A 21,213-nucleotide genomic window follows, 5' to 3' on the forward strand; every position below is an offset into this window, starting at 1 on the left:
CGGACATCGGCTGCCTACGTTTGCCTCATGCCAACCAGTGAGCAGCTGCTGAGCTCCGTACAGATGGCGCGCTTCGTCGCCCACGGTTCGCTCCGCCTCGACGCGGTCGTCCCACCGGAGCTGAACGACCAGGCCGTCGACGTGTTCGAGGCCGGGATCCCGGCCGCGCCGTACGGCACCCCCGTCCCGAAGGCCTACCCCGACGGCTCCTTCGCCCGACGGCTCCTCGAACTGCCTGTTGTGGCAGGGGCGTTGGAGAGTCTGGTCGGACCCGATCCGACCGTCGACCATCACGCCGTGCATGTGCGCGAGGCCCGTGACGGCACCGCGCAGCCGCTGCACGGAGACGCGATCATCGATGTGAGGCCGGACGCCTTCGATGTCCAACTCATGTACTACCCGCAGGACGTGACGCTCGACATGGGCGGCACCCTGAGCGTGCCGGGCAGCCATCTGCGGCACACCAACGAGACCGACACCGGCCGCTACCAGAACCTGCGCGGCCAGAACCGGCTGACCTGCCCGGCCGGCACCGTCCTGCTGATGCACCACGGCATCTGGCACGGCGGGCGCCGCAACGACAGTGACATCCGGCGCTACATGTTCAAGATCCGGTTCAATCCGACCGTGCCGCAGGTGCGCCTCTGGGACACCTCCGACCTCGACGACCCTGCGGTCGGCGACGAACTCCGCCACGTCTTCCCCTGGTACGAGCCCGCCACCGGCCGCCTGGAGATCCACAACCGGATCCGGCTGTGGCGCGCGCTGACCGGCGACGACACCTTCGACCTCGACCACTGGGTGACCCGGGTCTCCAACCGTCCCACCATCGGGAGCCACGCATGAGACAGCAGGTACTCGTCCTCTACCTCGCCAACTCGGCGCTCGACGCGAAGGTGGTCGGCTGGGCCCGCTACGACGGCACCGGGACCACCGACCACACCACGGGCGACAGCGACGAGCCGCCGTACGAGACGGGCCTCGAAGCCCTCCTCGACGGCTGGCGCCTCTTCCAGGCCGCGCAGCTGCTCCCGCCGTATCCGGGCCACGAGTACGACACGTCGTACCTGAAGCACGAGTTCTTCTTCGAGAAGCTCCAGCCGACTCCCTGAGGCGGGCTACGAGTTGGGTGACTCCTGTCCCGGTTCGCGCTGGGGCGGAGTCACCGTCTCGCCCTGGATGACGCGCGGCGGATTCCGGGGACGGTCGCCCGCCGGGTCGTCCTGCTCCTTCACGGCCCGCGCCTCGGCCTTGAGGATGCGGGCCGACTTGCCCGCGCTGCGGGTCAGTTCGGGCAGCTTCTTCACGCCGACCACGACGGCGATCACGATCAGGACGATGGCAATCTCACTCAGTCCGAACATGGTCAGTCCTCGCCGCCCTCGTCGTCGCTCTCGTCCTCGTCCTCGAAGAAGTCCCCGACCTCGTCGACGACTTCGGCGGCGACCATGCCGCCGACCACACCGACCGCGAGCCCGGCGGCGCCGACCGCCACGGCCGTGCCCACACCCGGCCCGGAGCGGTGCCCACCATCATGCCCGTACGAGGCGTCGTACGAGGCGTGGGTGTCGTAGGCCGAGTGGTGCTCGACCAACTCCCGTACCCAGCCGTCGACGACCGCGTTCCAGTCCTGGCGTCCCGCGTCGGCGTGCGCCACGGTGAAGCGGGTGAGCGCGTCGTGGCCGCCGGAGAAGGGGCCGCCGCGTTTGTCGGCCTCCAGGACCACCTCCGTGCCGTCCGGCGTGGCGAGGAAGGTCAGCTCGATCTCCTTGACGGCGTGCGCGTACTGCGGGTAAGGCGACAGCTCGATCTCCTGGTAGAAGGGGAGCTGCTGCCCGGTGCCGCCGATGTGCCCGTACTCCAGGTCCGCGGACGTGAAGCCGAAGCCGAGCTGCCCGAACGCTTCGAGGATCGCCTCCTGTACGGCGAGCGGTCCGACCGCGAGCTGGTCGAGGTCACCCTTGTCCTTGGCACCGGCCACCGAGAGTTCGGTGCGTACGCCGAGGGCGATGCCGAGCGGCTGCCCGTACAGCTCGGTGATCGGCGTCTCCCACGGCAGCGTCACCGTGAACGGCACGCTGTGCTCGGCGCCCGCGACGAGCCGGAAGCCGCCGCCGACCACGAACCGGTCGAAGGCCACGACGCCGTGGCTCTCGCCGTCGTCGTGCTCCGCCTCGACCTGGGCGACGAGCTCCAGGGTGATGTGCTCGATCTCGAAGTCGCCGCTGCCGCCCTTGAGATGGACCCGGCCGGAGACGGTGCCGCCAGGGGCGGTGGTCCAGTCGGGGAGGACCGTGTCGACGGTGGGCCCGCCCACGCCGAGCGAGCCGAGCAGTCGTTTGAACACCATCGAGGCGTGAACTCCCTTGTGGGCGTAGGAGATGTTCTACAGGCGTGTAGAAGTATAGGGGTGGGGCGGAACTTTCCCGGGTCTTCGCCAGTTTCTACAGTGCTGTAGAAGTATGGGCGCGCGAACAGCGCACGTACGAGATCTCAATCCGAGGAGTGCCCGTGGCCCTGTGGGACCGCATCAAGGAATCCGCGTCGACGATGCAGACGCAGTTGGTGGCGAAGAAGAACGACCTGAAGTCCGGGGCGTTCCGGGACGCCTCCATGGCGATGTGCGCGCTGGTGGCCGCGGCCGACGGCACCATCGACGCCTCGGAGCGCCGCCGCGTCGCGCAGCTCATCATGAGCAACGAGGTGCTGCAGAACTTCGACGCAACGGACCTTCAGAAGCGCTTCGAGGCGAACCTCGACAAGCTGACGGCCGACTTCGACTTCGGCAAGGTCAGCGTGTTGCAGGAGGTCGCCAAGGCGAAGAAGAAGGAGGCAGAGGCGCGCGCCGTGATCCAGATCGGCATCGTCATCGGCGGTGCGGACGGCGACTTCGACCCGACCGAGCGGGGCGTCGTGCGCGAGGCGTGCCAGATGCTCGGCCTGGCGCCGACCGAGTTCGACCTCTAGTCGCCGGCGCCGGGTCCCTCGATGTCAGAGCGGTGTGGCCGCGTGGAGCGTGGCCGCCAGGGTGAGTGCGGAGTTGGCGGACGACATGGCGGACGCCGCCGCGCCGAATCCCGCCGTCCACGTGGCGAGCCCCACCGACGTGAACGCCGTGGCCCGGCCCTGGACGGTGGGCGGCGGCGCGAGCAGTGCGGCGACGCGGCGGGGCAGCGGGCCGGGAGCGGCGAACGCCGCGAAGAGCGGCTCGCGCGGCCCGCCCGCGGACAGGGCCGCCTTGCCGATGGCGCGGGCGACCACCTTGCGGTCACCCACCAGCGCGGCCGCCTCCTCGTCGGCCCACCGCTCGGCCGTGTACGCGACGGCCGAACTCAGCGGACGCAGAAAGGGATTGGCGCGGGCGGCCAGGCGCACGGTCAGGAGTTGACGGTGGTGCCGGGCCGTCAGATGGGCCCGCTCGTGGGCGAACAGGGCCCGCCGCTCCGCGGGCGCGAGCCGATCGAGCAGCGAGGTGCTGACGACGATCCGGCCGCGACCACCACCGGGCAGCGCATAGGCGTACGCCTGGGGGTCGGGCAGCACCGCGACCTGGGTGGCGGGCAGGCCCGCGAGCGCGGCGTGGGCGCGGCGGCGCAGCGTGAAGTGGCGCCAGAGCGTGCGGGTGCAGGCCGCGACGACGGCGAGCAGCGCCGGAATGGCAGCCTTGCCCGCGATCTCGTCCTGCGGCACGGCGGCCCGCACCTCGGGATCCGACCAGCCGTCCGGCAGCGGATTGCCCGGCAGCTGCGCGGTGCCGACGACCATCAACAGGGCGAGGCACACCGTGCTGCAGACCGCCATTACGGCGGCCACGCAGGTCAGGAGTCGGGTCGCGGTGCGCGGATGCAGCCGGTGCGCGGCGAGCCGGGCCACCGGCCAGGCCGTCAGTGGCAGCACCAGCGGCAGAAAGACGAAGATGCCCACGGCTCAGCCCGTTCCTTCCTCGTCGCCGACCGCCGGGGCTGCTCCCGAGCCTGCGTCCGTGTCCGCTTCAGCGCGCCGCAGCAGATCCCGCAGCAGCCGCTCGTCGCCCTCGGGCAGCGAGGTGACGAAGCTGGCCAGGACCGCCTCCCGGTCCGCCTCGGCGTCCAGCACCTTGCGCATCTTGAACGCGGCGAGCCCGGCCTCGTCGGCCACGGGCGTCCACACGAACGAGCGCCCCTCGCGCCGCCGGGTGACCGCGTCCTTGGCCTGCAACCGCGCCAGGATCGTCACCACGGTGGTGTACGCGAGGTCGCCGCCCATCCGGTCGCGCACCCACCCGGCGCTCACCGGGGCCTCGGCCGTGCGCAGCGCGGCCAGGACCTGCGCCTCCAGCTCGCCCTGGGCGCGTCGTGGGGTCCTGTGGCGGGACGTCGTCACCGGCTCCTCCTGGTGGCTGGGTGTACGGGCCGGTCCATCATCCCTGTTCGCCCCCGAGTGCCCGGCAGGAGGTGCGGTGGCGCCGCGTACGGGCCCGTCGGAGAGTGGTCGGGAACGCCGGCGCCGGGCCGGGCGTTGTCGTAGCGAAGGCAAATGGAAAGTAAAATTCGAAGGAGTAGCCGGTTGTCCGCCAGACCGACGGACCCAGCGGGGCACAGTCCCCGACCACCCCGCCCCTTGATCGATGAGCACGGCACGCGGCGAGGTGGTGGCAGGTGCTGAGTGCCGTGCTCGGCCTCCTCGCGGTCCTTGTACTGACCGCCGGGACCGGCTACTTCGTGGCCCAGGAATTCGCGTACGTCGCGGCGGACCGTCTCGCGCTCGCCCGCGACGCCGAGGCGGGGGACAAGAGAGCGGCCAAGGCCCTCAAGGTCCTCGAGCGGCTGTCCTTCATGCTGTCCGGCGCCCAGCTCGGCATCACGGTCACCGGCCTGGTCGTCGGCTTCCTCGCCGAGCCGTCCGTCTCGGCCCTGCTGCGCCCGGCCCTGGACGGCATCGGCATCCCGGCCGCCGCGGTGACCGGCATCTCGGTGGTCCTGGCCTTCGTCCTGGCCACGGTCGTCCAGATGGTGCTGGGCGAGCTGGCCCCGAAGAACCTCGCCCTCGCCGTCCCCGAACGCCTGGCCAAGTCCCTCGCCGGGTCCACACTCGGCTACCTGAAGGTCGTCGGCCCCGTCGTGCACCTCTTCGACAGCGCCGCGAACAAACTGCTGCGCAAGGTCGGCATCGAACCCGTCGAGGAACTCCACCACGGCGCCACCCTGGAGGAACTGAGTCATCTCATCGGCGAGTCACATCAGCAGGGCGAGCTGCCCCGCGAGACCGCCACCCTCCTCGACCACGCCCTGGAGTTCAACGAGCGGACCCTGGACCAGGTGATGGTGCCGCGCGCCGACGCGGTCTTCGTCCGCAAGGAGGCCACGGCCGACGACGCGATCGAGCTGATCGCCAAGCACGGCCACTCGAACTACCCGGTCATGGGCGACCACCCCGACGACGTCACCGGCGTCCTCGGCGTGCGCGAACTGATGCGGCTCCAGCAGTCCGCGTACGCGAGCACCCCGGCGGGGACCCTGGCCCGCCGGCCCCTTCTGCTGCCGGACATGCTCCAGCTCCCCGCCGCGGTCGACCGGATGCGGGAGGCCGACGACGAGTTCGCGGTCGTCCTCGACGAGCACGGCGGCGTGGCGGGAGTCGTCACGTACGAGGACATCGCCGAGGAGCTGGTCGGTGACATCGCCGACGAGACCGACCGCGAGACACAACTGGCTGTCCAGGACCCGGACGGCACGGGCTGGGTGATCGACGCGGGCCGCCGCATCGACGAGATCGCCGAGGCCACGGGCGTCGAGCTGCCCGAGGAGGAGGGCTACGACACCGTGGCGGGCCTGATCGTGGACCGCCTCGGCCGCTTCCCCGCCATCGGCGACCGGGTCACGATCGACCTGGCCGGCGAAGGCGAGCACGCCGTCATCGACGTCCGCACCCTCGACCGCCACGTACCCGAACTCGTCCACCTGGCCCGCGAGTCCGCCGCTGCCGACACCGAGGAGGAGCCGCGCCCATGAGCTTCCCCATGGCCCTCTTCATCACGGTCCTGCTGCTGATCGGCAGCGGTTTCTTCGTGGCCGCCGAGTTCGCGCTGGTCGCCGCCAAACGGCATCGCATGGAGCAAGCGGTCGCGTCCGGCGCCCGCGGCGCCAAGGCGGCGCTCGCCGGCATGCGGGAACTGTCGCTGATGCTCGCGGGCGCCCAACTCGGCATCACCATCTGCACGTTGGGACTCGGCTCGATCTCCAAGCCCGCCATCTCGCACGAGCTGGACCCGCTGCTGCACGGCTGGGGCCTGCCCAGCGGCCTCAGCTACGGCGTCTCCTTCGCCTTCGCGATGATCGTCGTGGTGTTCCTGCACATGGTCGTCGGCGAGATGGCGCCCAAGTCCTGGGCGATCGCCCATCCCGAGCGCTCGGCGATGCTGCTGGCCCCGCCGTTCCGCGCCGTGGTCAAGGTGGTCCGCCCGCTGATCAGCGTCCTCAACATGGTGAGCAACGCGCTGGTACGGATGTGCCGTGTCACCCCGCGCGACGAACTCGCCGAGGTCCACAACCGGGAGCAGCTCACGCACCTCGTCGTGGAGTCCGAGCGGCTCGGCCTGATCAGCAAGGACGACTCGGAGCTGATCACCAGCTCCCTGGTCGAACCGCTCACCCCCGTCGGCGAACTCCAGACCCCGGCCGCGCGGATCACCTCCGTCCCCGCGGACGCGGACCTCGACGCGATCCTCGCCACGGCGGCGGCGCGCGACCGCAGCCGCCTCCTCGTCCGCGTGGGGGACCGGGTCGTCGGCTCCGTGCACGCCCGCGACGCGCTGATCGCCCGCAGTCGGGGGCGCGCCACCACCGCGGGCGAACTGGCGCGCCCGGTACCGGAGTTGCTGGCCACTGACACGGTCGGCCAGGCCATCGAACAACTCCGCCACCGCCGGGCCTCGCTCGCCGTCGTCCGCGACGACACCGGCCGGCTGACCGGCCTCGTCGCCCTCGACGACCTGCTGGCCCGCCTCACTCACCCGCAGGCGGCCGCCTAGCGCTCAACCGTCGCCGAGGGGACTGCGTCCCCCATGTCGGGGAACACGTAAATCGACATTCGACAGCTGTGTCGAAACGTCGAAGTGTCGGATCAAGGGGAGGAAGACAGGCATGGAGATCTCCGGCATCTTCACCGCGATCGTCATCGGCATCGTGATCGGTGTGCTGGGCCGGCTGGCCATTCCGGGCCGCCAACGCATCGGCATCCTGTGGACGCTGCTGGTCGGCATCGCCGCGGCGCTCATCGGAACCGGCCTCGCCGGCGCGTTCGACGTCGCCGAGACCGACGGCATCGACTGGATCGAACTCGCCATGCAGATCGGCCTCGCCGCGGTCGGCGTCGCGGGCGTGGAGAGGCTCAAGGGGCGGCGCTGAGCCGAGCGACGGGGCGCCCAGGGTCTGTCCCGAACGGCAGACCCTGGGCCGGGAGCAACCTCGGTAAAAGTCAACGAAGTTGATCGACTGTGCCTAGGGCCTGTCGTTTGGATCAGGCCCTAGGTTGGTCCTCGCCCCGATTCGCACTGTTCGAAGGAGCCTGCCGGCATGCCCGACTCCGCGCCCCGCGACCCCGCCGCCGACCCGCTGCGGACGGACGTCTCCCACTCCGCCCGGATCTGGAACTACTGGCTGGGCGGCAAGGACCACTACGAGGTCGACGCCGAGGTCGGCGGGCAGGTCCTGGCCTTCGTGCCGGAGCTGCCCCGCTCGGCCGTCGCCGACCGGCGCTTCCTGGCCCGCGCCGTGCGCTACCTGGCCGGCGAGGCCGGAATCCGGCAGTTCCTGGACATCGGCACCGGACTGCCGGTCGCGAACAACACCCACGAGGTCGCGCAGGGCGTCGACCCGAGCTGCCGGATCGTCTACGTCGACAAGGACCCGGTCGTCCTCGACCACGCTCAGGCCCTGCTCACCAGCGCGCCCGAGGGGGCCACGGACTACATCGAGGCGGACGCGCGGGACCCGGAGGCGATCCTGCGGGGCGCCGCGGCCACCCTGGACCTGGACCAGCCGATCGCGATCACCATGCTCGGCGTCCTCAACTTCGTCATGGACACCGACGAGGCGGTCGACATCGTGCGCCGCCTCCTCGACGCCGCCGCACCCGGCAGCCACCTCGTCGTCTCGCACCCCACCACCGAGGTCGACGGCGAGGCCATGGTGGCGGCGGTCGAGCACTGGAACAGCCAGGGCTCGGCGCCCATGACACTGCGCAACCGTGAGGACCTCGGGCGCATCTTCAGCGGCGTGGAACTGCTCCCTCCGGGCATCGTCTCCTGCTCCCGGTGGCGCCCCGAGCCCGCGGACGGGGACGTCGAGGTCACCCACTTCGCGGGTGTCGGCGTCAAGCGTTGAGGGTTCCTCGACACTCTACGAAAGTGTGGTGCCACGCCATCGGCATGTAGCAGGAGTCGGCTACCCTGGGGCAACGCCCAGTGGAGGAGCCCGGATTGACCAGGCCGACCGGATCGGGGAGTGCGCGCTCCCTCCTGCTCACCGTGCTCGGTGAGTACGTACTGCCACGGGACGCCCCCGTCTGGACCTCGGCGCTGTTGCACGTGATGGACGGCCTCGGCGTCGAGGAGAAGGCGGCCCGCCAGGCGCTGAACCGGCTGTCGGCGAGCGGCCTCGTCACCGCCGAGCGGTCCGGGCGGCGGGTGCGCTGGGTGCTGACCGAGCACGGCAGGACGGTGCTGGGCGAGGGCGCGGAGCGCATCTACTCCTTCGGGCGGGCGCGGGCACGCTGGGACGGCCGCTGGCTGGTGCTCCTTGTGAGCGTCCCGGAGAGCAGGCGTGAACTGCGCCACCGGCTGCGCACCCGCCTGACGTGGGTGGGCCTCGGCAGCCCCGCGCCGGGGCTCTGGGTGGGCCCGCACACCTCACGCGAGGCGGAGGCCAAGCAGGTCGTGGAGGAGCTGGGGCTCGGTCCGGAAGTGTCCTCGTTCTGCGGGCCCTTCGCGGGGATCGGGTCCGAGCGGGACATGGTGGAACAGGCGTGGCGGCTCGGCGATCTGGCCACGGAGTACGAGGAGTTCGTCCGCGCCTTCGCCGGCATGCGGGCCGAACCCGGTACGGACACCCTCCTCGCGCAGGTCCGGCTCGTCGACGCATGGCGCCGCTTCCCGGCCCTCGACCCGCAACTACCCCTGGAGTTGCTGCCCCCGCACTGGATCGGCGCCCGCTCCGCGAACCTCTTCACCGAGCTGCACGAGCGCTGGCACGCGGACGCGCAGGCGGAGTGGGACCGGCTGACCGCCCCGGTCACGCCGCCGGCTTGAGCCGGTACACCTGCGCCGCGTTCCCCGCCAGGACCAGACCCGTGGTCGTCTCGTCCGGGCACAGGGCCGCCACCGCGCGGGCGTTCTTCGCGATGCCCGGCACCCCCGGCCAGTCGGTGCCGAAGATCATGCGGCGGGTGAGGCGGGACCAGTCGTGCTTGGCGTAGTACGTGCGCAGGCGGGACGGCGGGAGGCCCGAGAGTTCGATCCACACGTGCTCGTTGGACAGCGCCATGAAGGCCGCCGCGTCGTACCACCAGCCGCGCCCGCCGTGCGCGAGCGCCACGTCGAGCCGCCGGAAGTCACGCAGCACGTCGTCCAGGAACAGCGGGTCGGCGTACTTGTTGAGGGCGCCGGGGAACGTGCTCGTGCCGCAGTGCACGACGAGCGGGATGCCGGCCGACTGGCAGAGCTCGTACGCGGGGTAGAGGCGCCGGTCGTTGGCGGCGACGCCCGCGTGCACGGGATGCAGCTTGCAGGCGACCGCGCCCAGGTCGAGCTGGCGCTGGAGCTCCTCCTCGATGGGGTAGTGCAGGTGCGGGTTGATGTTGGCGATCGCCTTGGCCCTCGACGGGTCGTAGGCCGTGATCGGAAGCAGGTCCTCCACCGGCTGCACACCGGTCGCCCGCGGGCTGTACTCCGACAGCAGCAGCGCGATGTCGACGCCCTCCGAGACGAGATGGCGGTGGAACGCCTCGGGGCTCACCGTGTCGCCGTCGTAGATGCGGGCGAGGAGATCGTGGTCGGCGACGCCCTGCGTCCACTCCTCGTACGTGGGCTTCAGCGTGGAAAGGCGCGCCGGGTGGAGGTGGACGTCGATCAGCGGGTGGCCGTCCAGCATCAGGTCTCCTCGTACTGTTCTCGGGAAGCGGTCACATCTCCGGCCGCGCGGGCCCGTAGCTCCACGCGGCGGATCTTGCCGGTGGCGGTCGTCGGCAGCGCCTCGGTGAACAGCACGTGCCGGGGCCGCTTGAACGAGGGCAGCCCGGTGCGGCAGTACGCGATGAGTTCGCCGGCGGTGACGTCCTGCCCCGGTGACGTGACGACGTACGCGACCGGCTTTTCAAGCCCGTCCGTGTCCGTCGCCGCGACCACCGCAGCCTGTGCGACGGCGGGGTGTTCCAGCAGGCGCGCCTCGACCTCGGCGGGGGACACCCAGATGCCACCGGCCTTGAGCATGTCCCCGGTGCGGCCGAGACACGTGAAGTAGCCGTCCTCGTCGCGTACGTAGGTGTCTCCGGTGCGCAGCCACTCGCCGCGGAACACCTGGCGGGAGTCGTCGTAGCGCGACCAGTAGCCGGTGGCGACGGAGCGGCCGCGCACGTGCAGGGTGCCCGGTGTGCCGGCCGGTGTCTCGCGGTCCTCCTCGTCGAGGACGCGCAGCTCGTAGCCGGGTACCGGGCGGCCCGTCGTGCCGGGGCGGATCGCGCCCGGGGCGTTCGACAGGAAGATGTGCAGCGTCTCGGTCATGCCGATGCCGTCGATGATGTCGACGCCGAAGCGTTCGCTCCAGCGGTGCTGGAGCGCGGCGGGCAGCGGCTCGCCCGCGGAGGCCGCGAGTCTGACGCCCGCGAGTGCGTCGCCGGGGAGGTCGGCGCGGAGCATGTTGGCGAAGAACGTCGGCCCTGCGAAGAACAGCGTCGCGCCGAACTCCCGGGCCCGCGCGGCCAGCAACTCCGGGCGCGAGGGCTCCGGTTCGAGCACGGTCGTCGCCCCCACCGCGAGCGGGAACAGCAGCGAGTTGCCGAGGCCGTACGCGAAGAACGCCTTGGCCGCCGACAGGCAGCGGTCGCCGGTCCTGATGCCGAGGACCTGGCTCGCGTACGTCTCGCAGACCTCGGCGACGGCGCCGTGCCGGTGCATCGCGGCCTTGGGTGAGCCGGTGGTGCCGGAGGTGTAGAGCCAGAAGCCGGGGGAGTCGGCCGTGGTCGCGTATACGTCGGTGTCCGGGGCCGCCGCGGCCAACTCCCGCAGCCGGTGCACCGGAAGGCTGCCCGTGAACGTGACATCGGCCCCGGCGAGCAGCCCTCGCAGCTCCGGAGCGTCCGGCACCGCCTTGTCGGCCACCGCCGCGTACGAGGAGCCGACGGCCAGGAACGCCGCCCGTGCGTCCCGCAGCAGCTCGGCGAGGTCACCCGCGTGCAGCATGGTCGACACCGGCACCGGTATCGCACCGACCCGCAGCGCGGCGAGGAAGACGGTGACGAAGTCGGGGGAGTCGGCCATGAACAGCATCACGCGCTGCTCGGGCCGCAGGCCGATCGCGCGCAGGCCGGTCGCCGTGCGGCACACCCGGTCGTGCAGCTCGGCGTAGGTGAACTCGCCCGCGGGGCCGGTCAGTGCGAGGCGGGCGCCGTCCCCGTGGTCGATCCGGCGGTCGAGCAGATAGCGGCACGCGTTGAAGGGTTCGCTCATCGTCGACTCCCCGGTCGTCGGCCTCGGGCGTCCTCAGGTCAGGTGCACGTACTCGTAGTCGAACGGCTTGCCGTTGATGCCCTGGCGCGGCGGGGCGATCCAGGAGGCGATCCGGCCGGGCTCGTGCACGGGCCGCATCAGCGAGCGGATGTACGTCTTGTCCACCTCGGTCGGCAGCCAGGCGCCCTTGGCGTCCTCCCACGCGTCGGGGGTGAGGAGCGCCCCGTCGGGCGCCGTCTGGATCGCGGCGAAGGCGCCGACCTGCCGGTTGAACGCGATGTGCGGCAGGTACAGCCGCTGGTCGATCCCGGCCTCTTCAAGGAGGCGGTTCCAGCGGTTCAGGCCGCTGTGGCAGTCGCGGATGTACTCGCGGCGCAGATCGGTGTTGAGGCCCACGAGCGCCGCGACCTCCCGCTGCCCGATCGCGCCCTCGACCAGTGCGTCGACCAGGAACGAGTCGTCGGCCAGGGCGTGGTCGTCCTTGCGGCGCTCCTCGCCCCAGCGGCCCTTGAGCCCCGAGGTGTAGTAGTTGGCGACGTTCGTCGACGTCTCCGAGCCGAACAGGTCGAGCGAGACCGAGTAGTGGAAGTTGATGTACTTCTGGATCACGTCCAGCGGGATGCCGCCGCAGCCGGTCAAGTCCTCGGTGTCATGCTCGCGCATCAGCTCGGCCGTGCGCAGCACCACCCGGTCGATGCCGGTGGTGCCGACGAACATGTGGTGCGCCTCTTCCTTCAGCATGAACTCGCACGTGCGCGACAGCGGGTCGAAGGCCGACTCCTTGAGCGTGCCCAGCTGGTACTTGCCGTCGCGGTCGGTGAAGTACGTGAACATGAAGAAGGACAGCCAGTCGGGCGTCTCCTCGTTGAACGCGCCCAGGATGCGCGGCGATTCTTCGCTGCCGGAGTTGCGATGCAGCAGCTCCTCGGCCTCCTCGCGCCCCTCACGGCCGAAGTAGGCGTGCAGCAGATACACCATCGCCCACAGATGCCGGCCCTCCTCCACGTTCACCTGGAAGAGATTGCGCAGGTCGTAGAGGCTGGGCGCGGTCGCACCGAGGTTGCGCTGCTGCTCGACGCTGGCCGGTTCGGTGTCACCCTGGATGACGATGAGGCGCTGCAGATCGGCCCGGTACTCGCCGGGCACCTGCTGCCAGGCGGGCTCGCCGCGGTGCGCGCCGAACGCGATACGGCGGTCGGGCTTCGGCTCGGCGAGGAACACACCCCAGCGGTAGTCGCGCATCGCGACGTGCCCGAACTGTGCCCAGCCGTCCCGTCCGACGTCGACTGCGGTGCGCAGATACACGTCGTCGGTGGGGAGGGTGGGGCCCATGGAGTCCCACCAGGTGAGGAAGTTGGGCTGCCAGGACTCCAGGGCCCGCTGGAGCCTGCGGTCCTCGTGCAGATCCACGTTGTTGGGGATCTTGTCCGTGTAGTCGGCGGTGAGCGCCATCGTCACACCCGCTTCCGGTCGAATTCGGCGCGCTGTCCGGTGCCGTACCTGCGCAGGGCTCCTTCGGGGCCCGAGGCATTGGGACGGTTGAAGATCCAGTTCTGCCAGGCGGTGAGTCGCCCGAAAATCTTGGTCTCGAGGGTCTCGGGGCCCGGGAAGCGCAGGTTCGCCTCGAGTCCGGTCAGGGCGTCGGGGCTGAACCCGGCCCGTTCCTCCAGCGAGATCCGCACCTCCTCGGCCCAGTCGATGTCGTCGGGGGCGAAGGTGACCAGGCCGATCCGCTCGGCCTCCTCGGCTTCCAGCGGTCGGCCCGCTGCCTCCTGCGCCGCGGCCAACGCGGGGGCGTCACCGAGGAACCGGGTCTCAAGGCGGCTCAGCCCGTTGCTCATGGAGAGCGGGCCGAGGTTCATCGGGCCGACGACGAGCGCGGCAGGATCGGCGGCCGGGTCGATCTCCTCGAAGACTCCGGCCAGTTGGAAGGACCGGTCGGCCGCGAGGGCGGTCTCCAGGAGCGTCCCGGCGAAGCAACTCCCGGGCTCGATCAGGGCGATGAGGCTGCGGCTGCTCAGGTCGAGGCGCTTCAGCGTGCGCTTGAGGTAGAGGGTGATCTCGCGGGCGAGCCAGTCGTCGCGGTGCGCGAGCAGCAGGGCGTCGTGGTCGAGGACGCGGGAGGCGTCGCCCCGGCTCCGTACGACCCAGGTGCCCAACTCCGGTTCGTTGGTGCGCAGATCGAGGATGAGGTCGTCGAGTTCGCGGGCCAGGGCGAGCGGCCAGCTCGCGTCGCCCTGCCGGTGCAGGGCGGCGAGGTCGGCCGGCGCGTCCTCCGGCGGTCCTTCGAGCGTGATCTCCACGGTGCGGCGGGCGCGGTCGAGGGCCGCGTGCACGTACCGGTACTCGACCCGGTCCTCGGTCCGGGTCTTCTCCAGCGGGGTGAGGCGGATCCCGTGGGGTTCGCCCACCGGGCGGTCGGAGCGGGCGGCGGCCTCGGCCGCGCGGGCGGCGACGGTGTGCTCCCACTCCTTGCGCGGCACGGCCTCGTCGATCAGGCGCCATTGCGCGGCCCGCCGCCCGCCCATGCCCTCCGGCTTCGTGGCGAAGTAGTCGGCTCGGTCCCGGCGGACATGCCGCTTGTCGACGAGCCGGGTCAGGCCGCCGGTGCCCGGCAGCACGCCGAGCAGCGGCAGCTCGGGCAGTGACACCGTCGACGAGCGGTCGTCGACGAGCAGGATCCGCTCGCAGGCGAGCGCCAGCTCGTAACCGCCGCCCGATGCCGTGCCGTTGAGGGCGGCGAGGTAGGTCTGGCCGGAATGTGCGGAAGCGTCCTCGATGGCGCCCCGCGTCTCGTTCGTGAACTTGCAGAAGTTCACCTTCCACGCGTGACTCGATCCGGCCAGCATCCGGATGTTCGCCCCGGCGCAAAACAGCTTCTCCTTGCCGCTCGTCACGACCACCGCACGCACCTCGGGGTGCTCGAAGCGGAGCCGCTGCACGGCGTCGTAGAGCTCGATGTCGACGCCCAGGTCATAGGAGTTGAGCTTGAGTTCGTAGCCCGGAACGAGGCCGCCCTGCTCCGCCACGTCCATGGTGAGCGTGGCGACGGCCTCGTCGACCTTCAGCGACCAGTGGCGGTAGTCCGTCGGGGCAGTCCGGAACTCGACGCGCATGGCGGTCCCCCAGTCCTCGATGAGTCCTCGGATGACACAACACTCCACGCTCGACTGTAGGAGCGTCAATAACCCGTAGTACGTTTCCTGGGGGTGGGCAGGGTCTGGACGGGCGGCGGGAGGCAAAAGGTATGGTCGCGAGCATGACGGCCTACAAAACGGTGAACCCCGCGACCGGCGAGACCCTCAAGGAATTCCCCGAGGCGACCGCAAAGCAGATCGAGACGGCGCTGGCCGACTCCCATGCGGCATACCAGACTTGGCGCAACTCGGACGTGGAGACCCGCTCCGCGGTGCTGCGCCGCGTCGGTGAGATCTACCAGGAGCGCAAGGACGAGCTCGCCGGCATCATCAGCCTGGAGATGGGCAAGCCGCTCGCCCAGGCCAAGGGCGAGATCGACATCGTCACCAGCATCTACGAGTACTACGCCACGCAGGGCCCCGGCTTCCTCGCCGACGAGGAGCTCTCGGTCAGCGGCGGCGGCACCGCCACCGTGCGCACCGCCCCGCTCGGCTCGCTGCTCGGGATCATGCCGTGGAACTTCCCGTACTACCAGGTGGCCCGGTTCGCCGCGCCGAACCTGATGCTCGGCAACACGATCCTGCTCAAGCACGCGCCCAGCTGCCCGCAGGCGGCCCTCGCGATGGAGCAGATCTTCACGGACGCCGGCCTGCCGAGCGGTGCGTACATCAACGTGTTCGCGACCAACGACCAGGTCGCCGACATCATCGCCGACCCGCGCAACCAGGGTGTCTCGCTGACCGGTAGCGAGCGGGCCGGTTCGGCCGTCGCCGAGATCGCGGGCCGCAACCTGAAGAAGTGCGTCCTTGAGCTGGGCGGCTCGGACGCCTTCATCCTCCTGGACACCGACGACGTGGCGAAGACGGCCCGCAAGGCGGCGATGGGCCGGCTCGGCAACGCGGGGCAGGCCTGCAACTCGCCGAAGCGCTTCCTCGTGCAGGAGGGTCTCTACGAGGACTTCGTGCGCGAACTGACCGCGAACGTCGGCGCGGTGCAGGCCGGCGACCCGCTGGAGCCCGGCACCAAGTTCGGCCCGCTGTCCTCGCGCGCCGCCGCCGACCAGCTCCTTGAGCAGATCAAGGACGCTGTCGACAAGGGCGCCACGCTGCACACCGGCGGCGGCCGTGGCGAGGGCCCGGGCGCGTACGTCGAGCCGACCGTGCTGACCGGCATCACGCCCGAGATGCGCGCCTACAAGGAGGAGCTGTTCGGCCCCGTCGCCGTCGTCTACCCGGTGGCCGACGACGACGCCGCCGTCGAGCTGGCCAACAGCTCTCCGTACGGGCTCGGCGGCGCGGTGTGGAGCGGCGACGTCGAGCGCGCCAAGCGGGTCGCCGACCAGCTCGACACCGGCATGGTGTGGATCAACGGCTTCGCGGGCACCCAGGCGGACCTGCCCTTCGGCGGCGTCAAGCGCTCGGGCATCGGCCGTGAGCTGGGCAAGTACGGCATGGCGGAGTTCGCGAACAAGAAGCTGATCCGCGTCCAGGGCTGAGCCCGGAGCGGGCCGGGCACACCCGAGCGGTGGGCCCGGCCCGCCCCTGCGCGTCAGGGGCGGGCGTACGGCGTGGTCATGATCTCCATGTTGTGGCCGTCCGGATCGTCGAAGTAGGCGCCGTGCCCGCCGAACAGGTCGTTGACCCGGCCGGGTTCGGTGTGTCCGGGGTCGGCGTAGTACGTCACCCCGACCGTCTCAAGACGGCCGATCATCGCGTCGAACTCCTCCTCGGGCACGAGGAAGGCGTAGTGCTGGGACTGGATCGGCTCGTCCCGCTTCTCGTAGTAGTCGAGCGTCACGCCGTTGCCGAGATCGACGGGCAGGAACGGCCCGAACGGGGCGCCGACCTTCAGGCCGAGGATCGCGGCGATGAACTCGGCGGACAGGTGCCGGTCGGTCGCGTAGACGGCGGTGTGGTTCAGCTGGACATGCATCAGTGGTGTGAGTCTCCGGTGTCGGGGACCGTGACCCTAATGCGGACGGCCGACAGCGGCAACGCTATTTCCGGCGGCGGAAGAACAGCCACACCCGCGTGACCATGAGGCCGAGGATCACCACGGCCGCCGTGATCTGCAGCCAGCGCGGAACCACGTCGAGGCGGGGCAGGAACAGGGCGAGCGGCGTCATGGGCACCACGCCTCCTCGTGTGCGGCACATCGGGTTCCGAGTCGCGAATGTACCAAGTCGGGTCCCGCACGACCTCGCGCAACGGACCGGCGCCCGGCGGTCGTCAGATCACTTTGCGGCGCACCAGCGCGGCCAGCACCAGAGCGCCGGGCAGCAGCGGCCCCCAGACCGTGAGCAGGCGGAAGCCGACGACCGCGGCGGTCGCCTCGACGACCGGTGACCCCGCGCCGACGAGCGTGAGGGTGAGCGCCGCCTCGACGGACCCGATCCCGCCCGGCGTCGGCAGCACCCCGGCCACCACCGAGGCCGTGAGATACGCGAGGGCGATGTCCAGCGACGGCACCGGCATCTGCAGGGAGCGTGCCACCGCGACCATGACGGTGGCCTGCAACGCGGGAAAGCCGACCGCCCCGCACCACAGGGCCAGCGCGCGGGCGGGCCGGGCATGCAGGGCGCGGACGTCGGTCAGCGCGGTGGCCAGGAAGCCCCGGACGGCCGCGCGCAGGGGCCGCACCCACCACAGCACCCCCGCCGCGACGGTGACCGCCGCGACGAGCAGCAGCACCGCCAGGCCACCCCGCTCGGCCGACATCAGCCCACCCAGCGGCAGCGCGTCCGGCGAGGCCGCCATCAGCGTGATCAACAGGGCGTACCGGCCGATGGGTTGAGCCAGCGAGTACAGCGCCAGCGCGGCGCAGGCGCGGGTCGAGGGTATTCCGCAGGAGCGCATGAACCGCAAGTTCACGACGTGCGCGCCGAGCCCCGCGGGCAGCAGGTGATTGGCGGAACCCGCGGCGACCTGCGAGGCGAACAGCCGCCCCACGGGCAGCGGTTCGAGCACCGCGCCCTGCCGCAGCAGACACACCGGCAGCCAGCACGTGACCGTGACCACGGCGGCGGCCAGCAGCCAGCCGGTATCCGCGCCGCGCAGCTGCGTGAGCCCCGCGGTGAACAGGGGCCAGTTCCAGGCCACCCACCCGGCGACCAGGACGAGCGGAACGAGCGCAAACCATTTCCGTACGGGGAGTCGGCGTCGCAGGGCAGGCCGCAGGACAGGGGGAGGGGGAGTGGCCACGCTTGAGCCGTCCTTTCCGAGCGCGCACAGCGCAAGGCAGGGGAGGGAGCGGAATGGGGCTATTACGGTGATGCCCGTTTTGCCGACATCGTAGTGTCGCGCGTCCGTCAATCTGCGAAATCGTGCGGGCCGGTGCCGATGTGCGAGGACGCACCCCCGTAACGTGTGTGGCCGGTGAGCAGGAGATGTACAGAGGAGAGGCCCGCAGTCCGATGGTGAACGACCCCGTCGATCCGGACGCGGACCCGCATGTTCCCCAACCGCGCACAACCGCCTGGCAGGGGCAGGGCCCCGTCGTCGCCGTGGTCTCGCTCGGCGGCGCGGTCGGCGCGAGCGCCCGCTACGGGGCGAGCCTGCTGTGGCCCACGGCGAGCGGCGCCTTCCCCTGGACGACGCTCGTCGTCAACGCGATCGGCTGCGCCGTCATCGGCGTCTTCATGGTCGTCATCAGCGACGTCTGGGCGGCCCACCGCCTCGTCCGCCCGTTCTTCGGCACCGGCGTCCTGGGCGGCTTCACGACCTTCTCGACGTACGCCGTGGACATCCGGAACCTGATCGTCGAAGGCCATCCGCGCACCGCCCTCGGCTACTTGGCCCTGACCGCGTGCGTGGCGCTCGCGTCGGTGTGGGCCGCGGCGGGGCTGACCCGCCGCGCCATCGAGTGGAGGCAGCGGTGACAACCGGCAACACGGACGGGGGCGAGGCGTGAACTGGCTGCTGGTGATCGTGGGCGCGATGGTCGGCGCCCCGCTGCGCTATCTCACCGACCGCACCGTCCAGTCCCGGCACGACACGGTGTTCCCCTGGGGCACGTTCACCGTCAATGTGGCGGGATCCCTGATCCTCGGCCTGGTCACCGGCGCCGTCGCGGCCGGCGGCGCCTCTTCCCAGGTCCAACTGCTGCTCGGCACCGGCCTGTGCGGGGCCTTGACGACGTACTCCACGTTCTCCTACGAGACCCTGCGCCTGGCCGAGCGCGGGGCGCGCTTCTACGCCGCCGTCAACGTCGTCGCCAGTGTCGCGGCAGGGCTCGGCGCCGCCTTCACGGGCGCGGCGCTCGCGGCGGCCATCTGGGCCTGAGGGAGCGGGGCGGCCGGTCACTCTCAGGCCGCGACGACCAGCCGCTGTACCGGGTACGAGCGGTGCGGGGCCACGACGCCCCCGTCGGGCCGCAGCTCGCCGGTGTCGTCGAAGACGATCGTGCCGTCGCAGCACAGGCTCCAGCCCTGTTCGGGGTGGGCGGCGACGACATGCTCGGGGTGCGGGCACGTGGGGCGGTGGAAACACATGGCGAACCTCCGAGGTCGGCCGGTAGGGCGGTCCTGGAGGGCTGCCCCCGTACATCGACGATGCGCCTGCCGGGCCCCGCGAACCAGGTCCTGGCGCCGAATGTGACAGCTCCCGGACACTCCCGGCACCGTTCCACGACCGCCGCCCGCGCCCTCTCGCCGTAAGAGAGGCGTCAAGGGCGCACACGGCGGCGTAGGGGAGCCGTCAACGGGCGAAGAGCTGATCAAGCAGGTCGAGTCCGCCAAGGCCGCCGTCATCAAGGACAACACCACGGCCACGTACAAGGTGAAGGCCTCCGACATCCCGGCCGGGACCTCGGATTCATGGGCGAGCCGCAGGTCAACGTCCTCGAACTCAACGTCGCACTCAGGCAGTTGACCCGCTGAACGGTCCCGGTCGCCTCGCCGTCACAACTGGCCGGGGATCACGAGGATGACCCACGTCGCGAGCGGGGCGATCACCGTCATGCTCAGGCCCCATGCCATCAGCCGTCGGAAGACGGTGTCCCGCATCTCCTCCGGAGCGCTGGCCACGGTCAGCGCTCCGCTGGTGGAGAACGGTGAGGAGTCCACCACGGAGGACGAGATCGCCAGGGCGCTGATCATGCCGATCGCGCCGATCTCGCCCCCGGCGAGGAACGGGACGGCCAGCGGGATGAGGGCGCCGAGGATGCCCGTCGTGGACGCGAACGCGGACACCACGCCGCCGATCACGCAGATGAGCAGCGCCGACACCAGGGGCGTGCCGAGGTCGCTGACGCTCTCGCCGGCCCACTTGATGGTGCCCATCTTGTCCATCAGGCTGACGTACATCACGATGCCGCAGACCAGCAGGACGGTGGGCCAGGCGCAGCGTTCGACGGCTCCCTTCGCGGAGGCGGGGGAGACGAGGCACAGGACGGCCGAGACCACGAAGGCCATCAGGCCCACGTCGAGGTCGAAGGCGAGCGAGCCGAGGGCCAGGCTGATCACCCCGAGCACGGTGAGCACGCGGACGGGATCGAGGCGGAGGATCTCCTCGGTGTCAGGGGCCGGCGGCCGGGGTTTCGGCGGGGCGGCCGTGGGCGCCGTCAGTTGGCCGCTGGTCGGGGTCGGCGCTGCTTCCGGGCCGCCCGCCGGAGTCGGCGACGGTACGCGCTCGCCCGCCGGGGCCGGGACCGATGCGGCGGGGGTGCCACCGCCCGTGGTGTCTGCCGGGGCGCCCCCTCCTTCACCCGGCGCACCGGCCGGGACCTCCGCCCGACGCCCCAGCAGCTTGCGGCCGCCGAACAGGAAGAAGACGACCACGCTGAGCGCGAGATTGAAGAGGAACGAGGTCAGGAAGAGCATGCCCTCGCTGCCGGGCAGGTCCTCCCGCTGCACCACGCCGTTGGTGATGGTGCCGAAGATGCTGATCGGCGAGAAGCCACCGGCGCTGGCACCATTGATGATGAGCAGGCCCATCAGGATCGGGTTGATCTTGTGCCGCACGGCGAAGCCCATGCCGATGGGCGCCATGATGCCCACCGCACCGGGGACGACCGCGCCGGAGGCCGTCAGGGCCCCCGTGATCAGAAACATCACCCAGGGGATGAGGGCGATTCTGCCGCGGACGGCACGCGTCGAGGCCTGGACGAGCCAGTCCACCGTGCCGTTGTTCTTGGCGATCGCGAACAAAAGTGTGACGCCGACGAGCACCACGAACAGATCGCCGGGAAAGCCGGCAAACAGCTCGTCCGCCGACTCTCCGGCGACGGCCGTGCCGACGACGAACGCGGCGACGATGGCGATGACGCCCATGTGTACCTTGGTGAAGGTTGCAATGACGAACACGAGCACAAGGCCGATGATGGAGATGACTTGATCTGACACGAGGCTTCCTCGCCTTCGGTCGGTGGTCACCACA

The 21,213-nt window shown here is 70.9% G+C and carries 24 protein-coding genes; 11 read left to right on the plus strand and 13 right to left on the minus strand.

What is annotated here, in order from left to right; genetic code table 11:
• Window positions 1-27: 27 nt before the first annotated feature.
• Together OG746_RS42040 and OG746_RS42045 are read left to right on the plus strand one after the other, a co-directional pair.
• The gene (locus OG746_RS42040; RefSeq protein WP_266724391.1) at window positions 28-846 is read left to right on the plus strand and encodes a phytanoyl-CoA dioxygenase family protein; all 819 of its coding nucleotides are present in this window, start codon (window positions 28-30) and stop codon (window positions 844-846) included.
• Window positions 843-1,112: a hypothetical protein gene (locus OG746_RS42045; protein WP_266724393.1), complete on the plus strand. Its 270-nt coding sequence runs from the start codon at window positions 843-845 to the stop codon at window positions 1,110-1,112. The genes OG746_RS42040 and OG746_RS42045 overlap by 4 nt, the downstream gene beginning before the upstream one ends.
• Before the next feature lie 6 nt (window positions 1,113-1,118).
• Here the strand turns inward: OG746_RS42045 and OG746_RS42050 are convergent, their stop codons facing one another.
• Complete coding sequence (locus tag OG746_RS42050; protein WP_266724395.1) at window positions 1,119-1,364, minus strand: twin-arginine translocase TatA/TatE family subunit; 246 nt, start codon at window positions 1,362-1,364, stop codon at window positions 1,119-1,121.
• Between the two features lie 2 nt (window positions 1,365-1,366).
• Window positions 1,367-2,350 (minus strand): sporulation protein, encoded by a 984-nt coding sequence (locus OG746_RS42055; RefSeq protein ID WP_266724397.1) that lies wholly within the window; start codon window positions 2,348-2,350, stop codon window positions 1,367-1,369.
• Window positions 2,351-2,511: 161 nt separating this feature from the next.
• Between OG746_RS42055 and OG746_RS42060 the strand changes: the two genes are divergently transcribed.
• Complete coding sequence (locus tag OG746_RS42060; protein ID WP_266724398.1) at window positions 2,512-2,967, plus strand: tellurite resistance TerB family protein; 456 nt, start codon at window positions 2,512-2,514, stop codon at window positions 2,965-2,967.
• A 24-nt stretch (window positions 2,968-2,991) separates the two neighbouring features.
• On the opposite strand, the gene OG746_RS42065 is transcribed toward OG746_RS42060, so the two are convergent.
• Both OG746_RS42065 and OG746_RS42070 read right to left on the minus strand, forming a co-directional pair.
• Window positions 2,992-3,924, minus strand: coding sequence for a M56 family metallopeptidase (locus OG746_RS42065; RefSeq protein ID WP_266724400.1), 933 nt, complete (start codon window positions 3,922-3,924; stop codon window positions 2,992-2,994).
• 3 nt (window positions 3,925-3,927) lie between these two features.
• Entirely contained in the window at window positions 3,928-4,362 is a 435-nt protein-coding gene (locus OG746_RS42070; RefSeq protein ID WP_266724401.1) for a BlaI/MecI/CopY family transcriptional regulator, read from the minus strand.
• Between the two features lie 278 nt (window positions 4,363-4,640).
• On the opposite strand from OG746_RS42070, the gene OG746_RS42075 reads away from it, so the two are divergent.
• The 5 genes from OG746_RS42075 to OG746_RS42095 all read left to right on the plus strand — a co-directional run bounded on the left by OG746_RS42075 (window position 4,641) and on the right by OG746_RS42095 (window position 9,286).
• Entirely contained in the window at window positions 4,641-5,990 is a 1,350-nt protein-coding gene (locus OG746_RS42075; protein WP_266725742.1) for a hemolysin family protein, read from the plus strand.
• Entirely contained in the window at window positions 5,987-7,009 is a 1,023-nt protein-coding gene (locus tag OG746_RS42080) for a hemolysin family protein (RefSeq protein ID WP_266724403.1), read from the plus strand. Before OG746_RS42075 ends, OG746_RS42080 begins: the two co-directional genes overlap by 4 nt.
• Before the next feature lie 112 nt (window positions 7,010-7,121).
• Window positions 7,122-7,385, plus strand: a complete 264-nt coding sequence (locus OG746_RS42085) for a GlsB/YeaQ/YmgE family stress response membrane protein (RefSeq protein WP_266724405.1) — start codon at window positions 7,122-7,124, stop codon at window positions 7,383-7,385.
• Between the two features lie 168 nt (window positions 7,386-7,553).
• The gene (locus OG746_RS42090; protein WP_266724407.1) at window positions 7,554-8,363 is read left to right on the plus strand and encodes an SAM-dependent methyltransferase; all 810 of its coding nucleotides are present in this window, start codon (window positions 7,554-7,556) and stop codon (window positions 8,361-8,363) included.
• A gap of 95 nt (window positions 8,364-8,458) precedes the next feature.
• The gene (locus OG746_RS42095) at window positions 8,459-9,286 is read left to right on the plus strand and encodes a PaaX family transcriptional regulator (protein WP_266724409.1); all 828 of its coding nucleotides are present in this window, start codon (window positions 8,459-8,461) and stop codon (window positions 9,284-9,286) included.
• On the opposite strand, the gene OG746_RS42100 is transcribed toward OG746_RS42095, so the two are convergent.
• Genes OG746_RS42100 through boxC form a run of 4 tightly spaced genes read right to left on the minus strand, consistent with a single transcriptional unit; the run spans window position 9,270 to window position 14,817 of the window.
• A complete protein-coding gene (locus tag OG746_RS42100) occupies window positions 9,270-10,127 on the minus strand; it encodes an amidohydrolase family protein (RefSeq protein ID WP_266724410.1) in 858 nt (285 codons plus the stop codon). The genes OG746_RS42095 and OG746_RS42100 overlap by 17 nt on opposite strands.
• Window positions 10,127-11,701, minus strand: a complete 1,575-nt coding sequence (locus OG746_RS42105) for a benzoate-CoA ligase family protein (protein ID WP_266724411.1) — start codon at window positions 11,699-11,701, stop codon at window positions 10,127-10,129. Before OG746_RS42105 ends, OG746_RS42100 begins: the two co-directional genes overlap by 1 nt.
• A 33-nt stretch (window positions 11,702-11,734) precedes the next feature.
• Window positions 11,735-13,153 carry a benzoyl-CoA 2,3-epoxidase subunit BoxB gene (boxB, locus tag OG746_RS42110; RefSeq protein ID WP_266724412.1) on the minus strand — a complete coding sequence of 473 codons (1,419 nt, stop codon included), beginning with the start codon at window positions 13,151-13,153 and terminating at the stop codon, window positions 11,735-11,737.
• A gap of 2 nt (window positions 13,154-13,155) precedes the next feature.
• Window positions 13,156-14,817, minus strand: coding sequence for a 2,3-epoxybenzoyl-CoA dihydrolase (gene boxC, locus OG746_RS42115; protein WP_266724414.1), 1,662 nt, complete (start codon window positions 14,815-14,817; stop codon window positions 13,156-13,158).
• Window positions 14,818-14,960: 143 nt separating this feature from the next.
• Between boxC and OG746_RS42120 the strand changes: the two genes are divergently transcribed.
• Window positions 14,961-16,334, plus strand: coding sequence for an NAD-dependent succinate-semialdehyde dehydrogenase (locus tag OG746_RS42120; RefSeq protein WP_266724415.1), 1,374 nt, complete (start codon window positions 14,961-14,963; stop codon window positions 16,332-16,334).
• Between the two features lie 53 nt (window positions 16,335-16,387).
• Here the strand turns inward: OG746_RS42120 and OG746_RS42125 are convergent, their stop codons facing one another.
• The 3 genes from OG746_RS42125 to OG746_RS42135 all read right to left on the minus strand — a co-directional run bounded on the left by OG746_RS42125 (window position 16,388) and on the right by OG746_RS42135 (window position 18,039).
• On the minus strand, window positions 16,388-16,771 hold the full coding sequence (locus OG746_RS42125; RefSeq protein ID WP_266724416.1) for a VOC family protein: 384 nt from the start codon (window positions 16,769-16,771) through the stop codon (window positions 16,388-16,390).
• Window positions 16,772-16,835: 64 nt separating this feature from the next.
• The gene (locus OG746_RS42130) at window positions 16,836-16,964 is read right to left on the minus strand and encodes a hypothetical protein (protein WP_266724418.1); all 129 of its coding nucleotides are present in this window, start codon (window positions 16,962-16,964) and stop codon (window positions 16,836-16,838) included.
• A gap of 103 nt (window positions 16,965-17,067) precedes the next feature.
• Window positions 17,068-18,039: a lysylphosphatidylglycerol synthase transmembrane domain-containing protein gene (locus OG746_RS42135; RefSeq protein WP_266724420.1), complete on the minus strand. Its 972-nt coding sequence runs from the start codon at window positions 18,037-18,039 to the stop codon at window positions 17,068-17,070.
• A 212-nt stretch (window positions 18,040-18,251) separates the two neighbouring features.
• Between OG746_RS42135 and crcB (OG746_RS42140) the strand changes: the two genes are divergently transcribed.
• Window positions 18,252-18,716 (plus strand): fluoride efflux transporter CrcB, encoded by a 465-nt coding sequence (gene crcB / locus OG746_RS42140; protein WP_266724422.1) that lies wholly within the window; start codon window positions 18,252-18,254, stop codon window positions 18,714-18,716.
• A gap of 28 nt (window positions 18,717-18,744) precedes the next feature.
• Window positions 18,745-19,119, plus strand: coding sequence for a fluoride efflux transporter CrcB (gene crcB / locus OG746_RS42145; protein ID WP_266724423.1), 375 nt, complete (start codon window positions 18,745-18,747; stop codon window positions 19,117-19,119).
• Window positions 19,120-19,142: 23 nt separating this feature from the next.
• Here the strand turns inward: crcB (OG746_RS42145) and OG746_RS42150 are convergent, their stop codons facing one another.
• Entirely contained in the window at window positions 19,143-19,328 is a 186-nt protein-coding gene (locus OG746_RS42150; protein WP_266724424.1) for a DUF5999 family protein, read from the minus strand.
• A 408-nt stretch (window positions 19,329-19,736) separates the two neighbouring features.
• A complete protein-coding gene (locus tag OG746_RS42160) occupies window positions 19,737-21,179 on the minus strand; it encodes an SLC13 family permease (RefSeq protein WP_266724425.1) in 1,443 nt (480 codons plus the stop codon).
• Window positions 21,180-21,213: the final 34 nt, after the last annotated feature.

The sequence above is a fragment of the Streptomyces sp. NBC_01016 genome (genome assembly GCF_026341035.1).
Classification (GTDB): domain Bacteria; phylum Actinomycetota; class Actinomycetes; order Streptomycetales; family Streptomycetaceae; genus Streptomyces.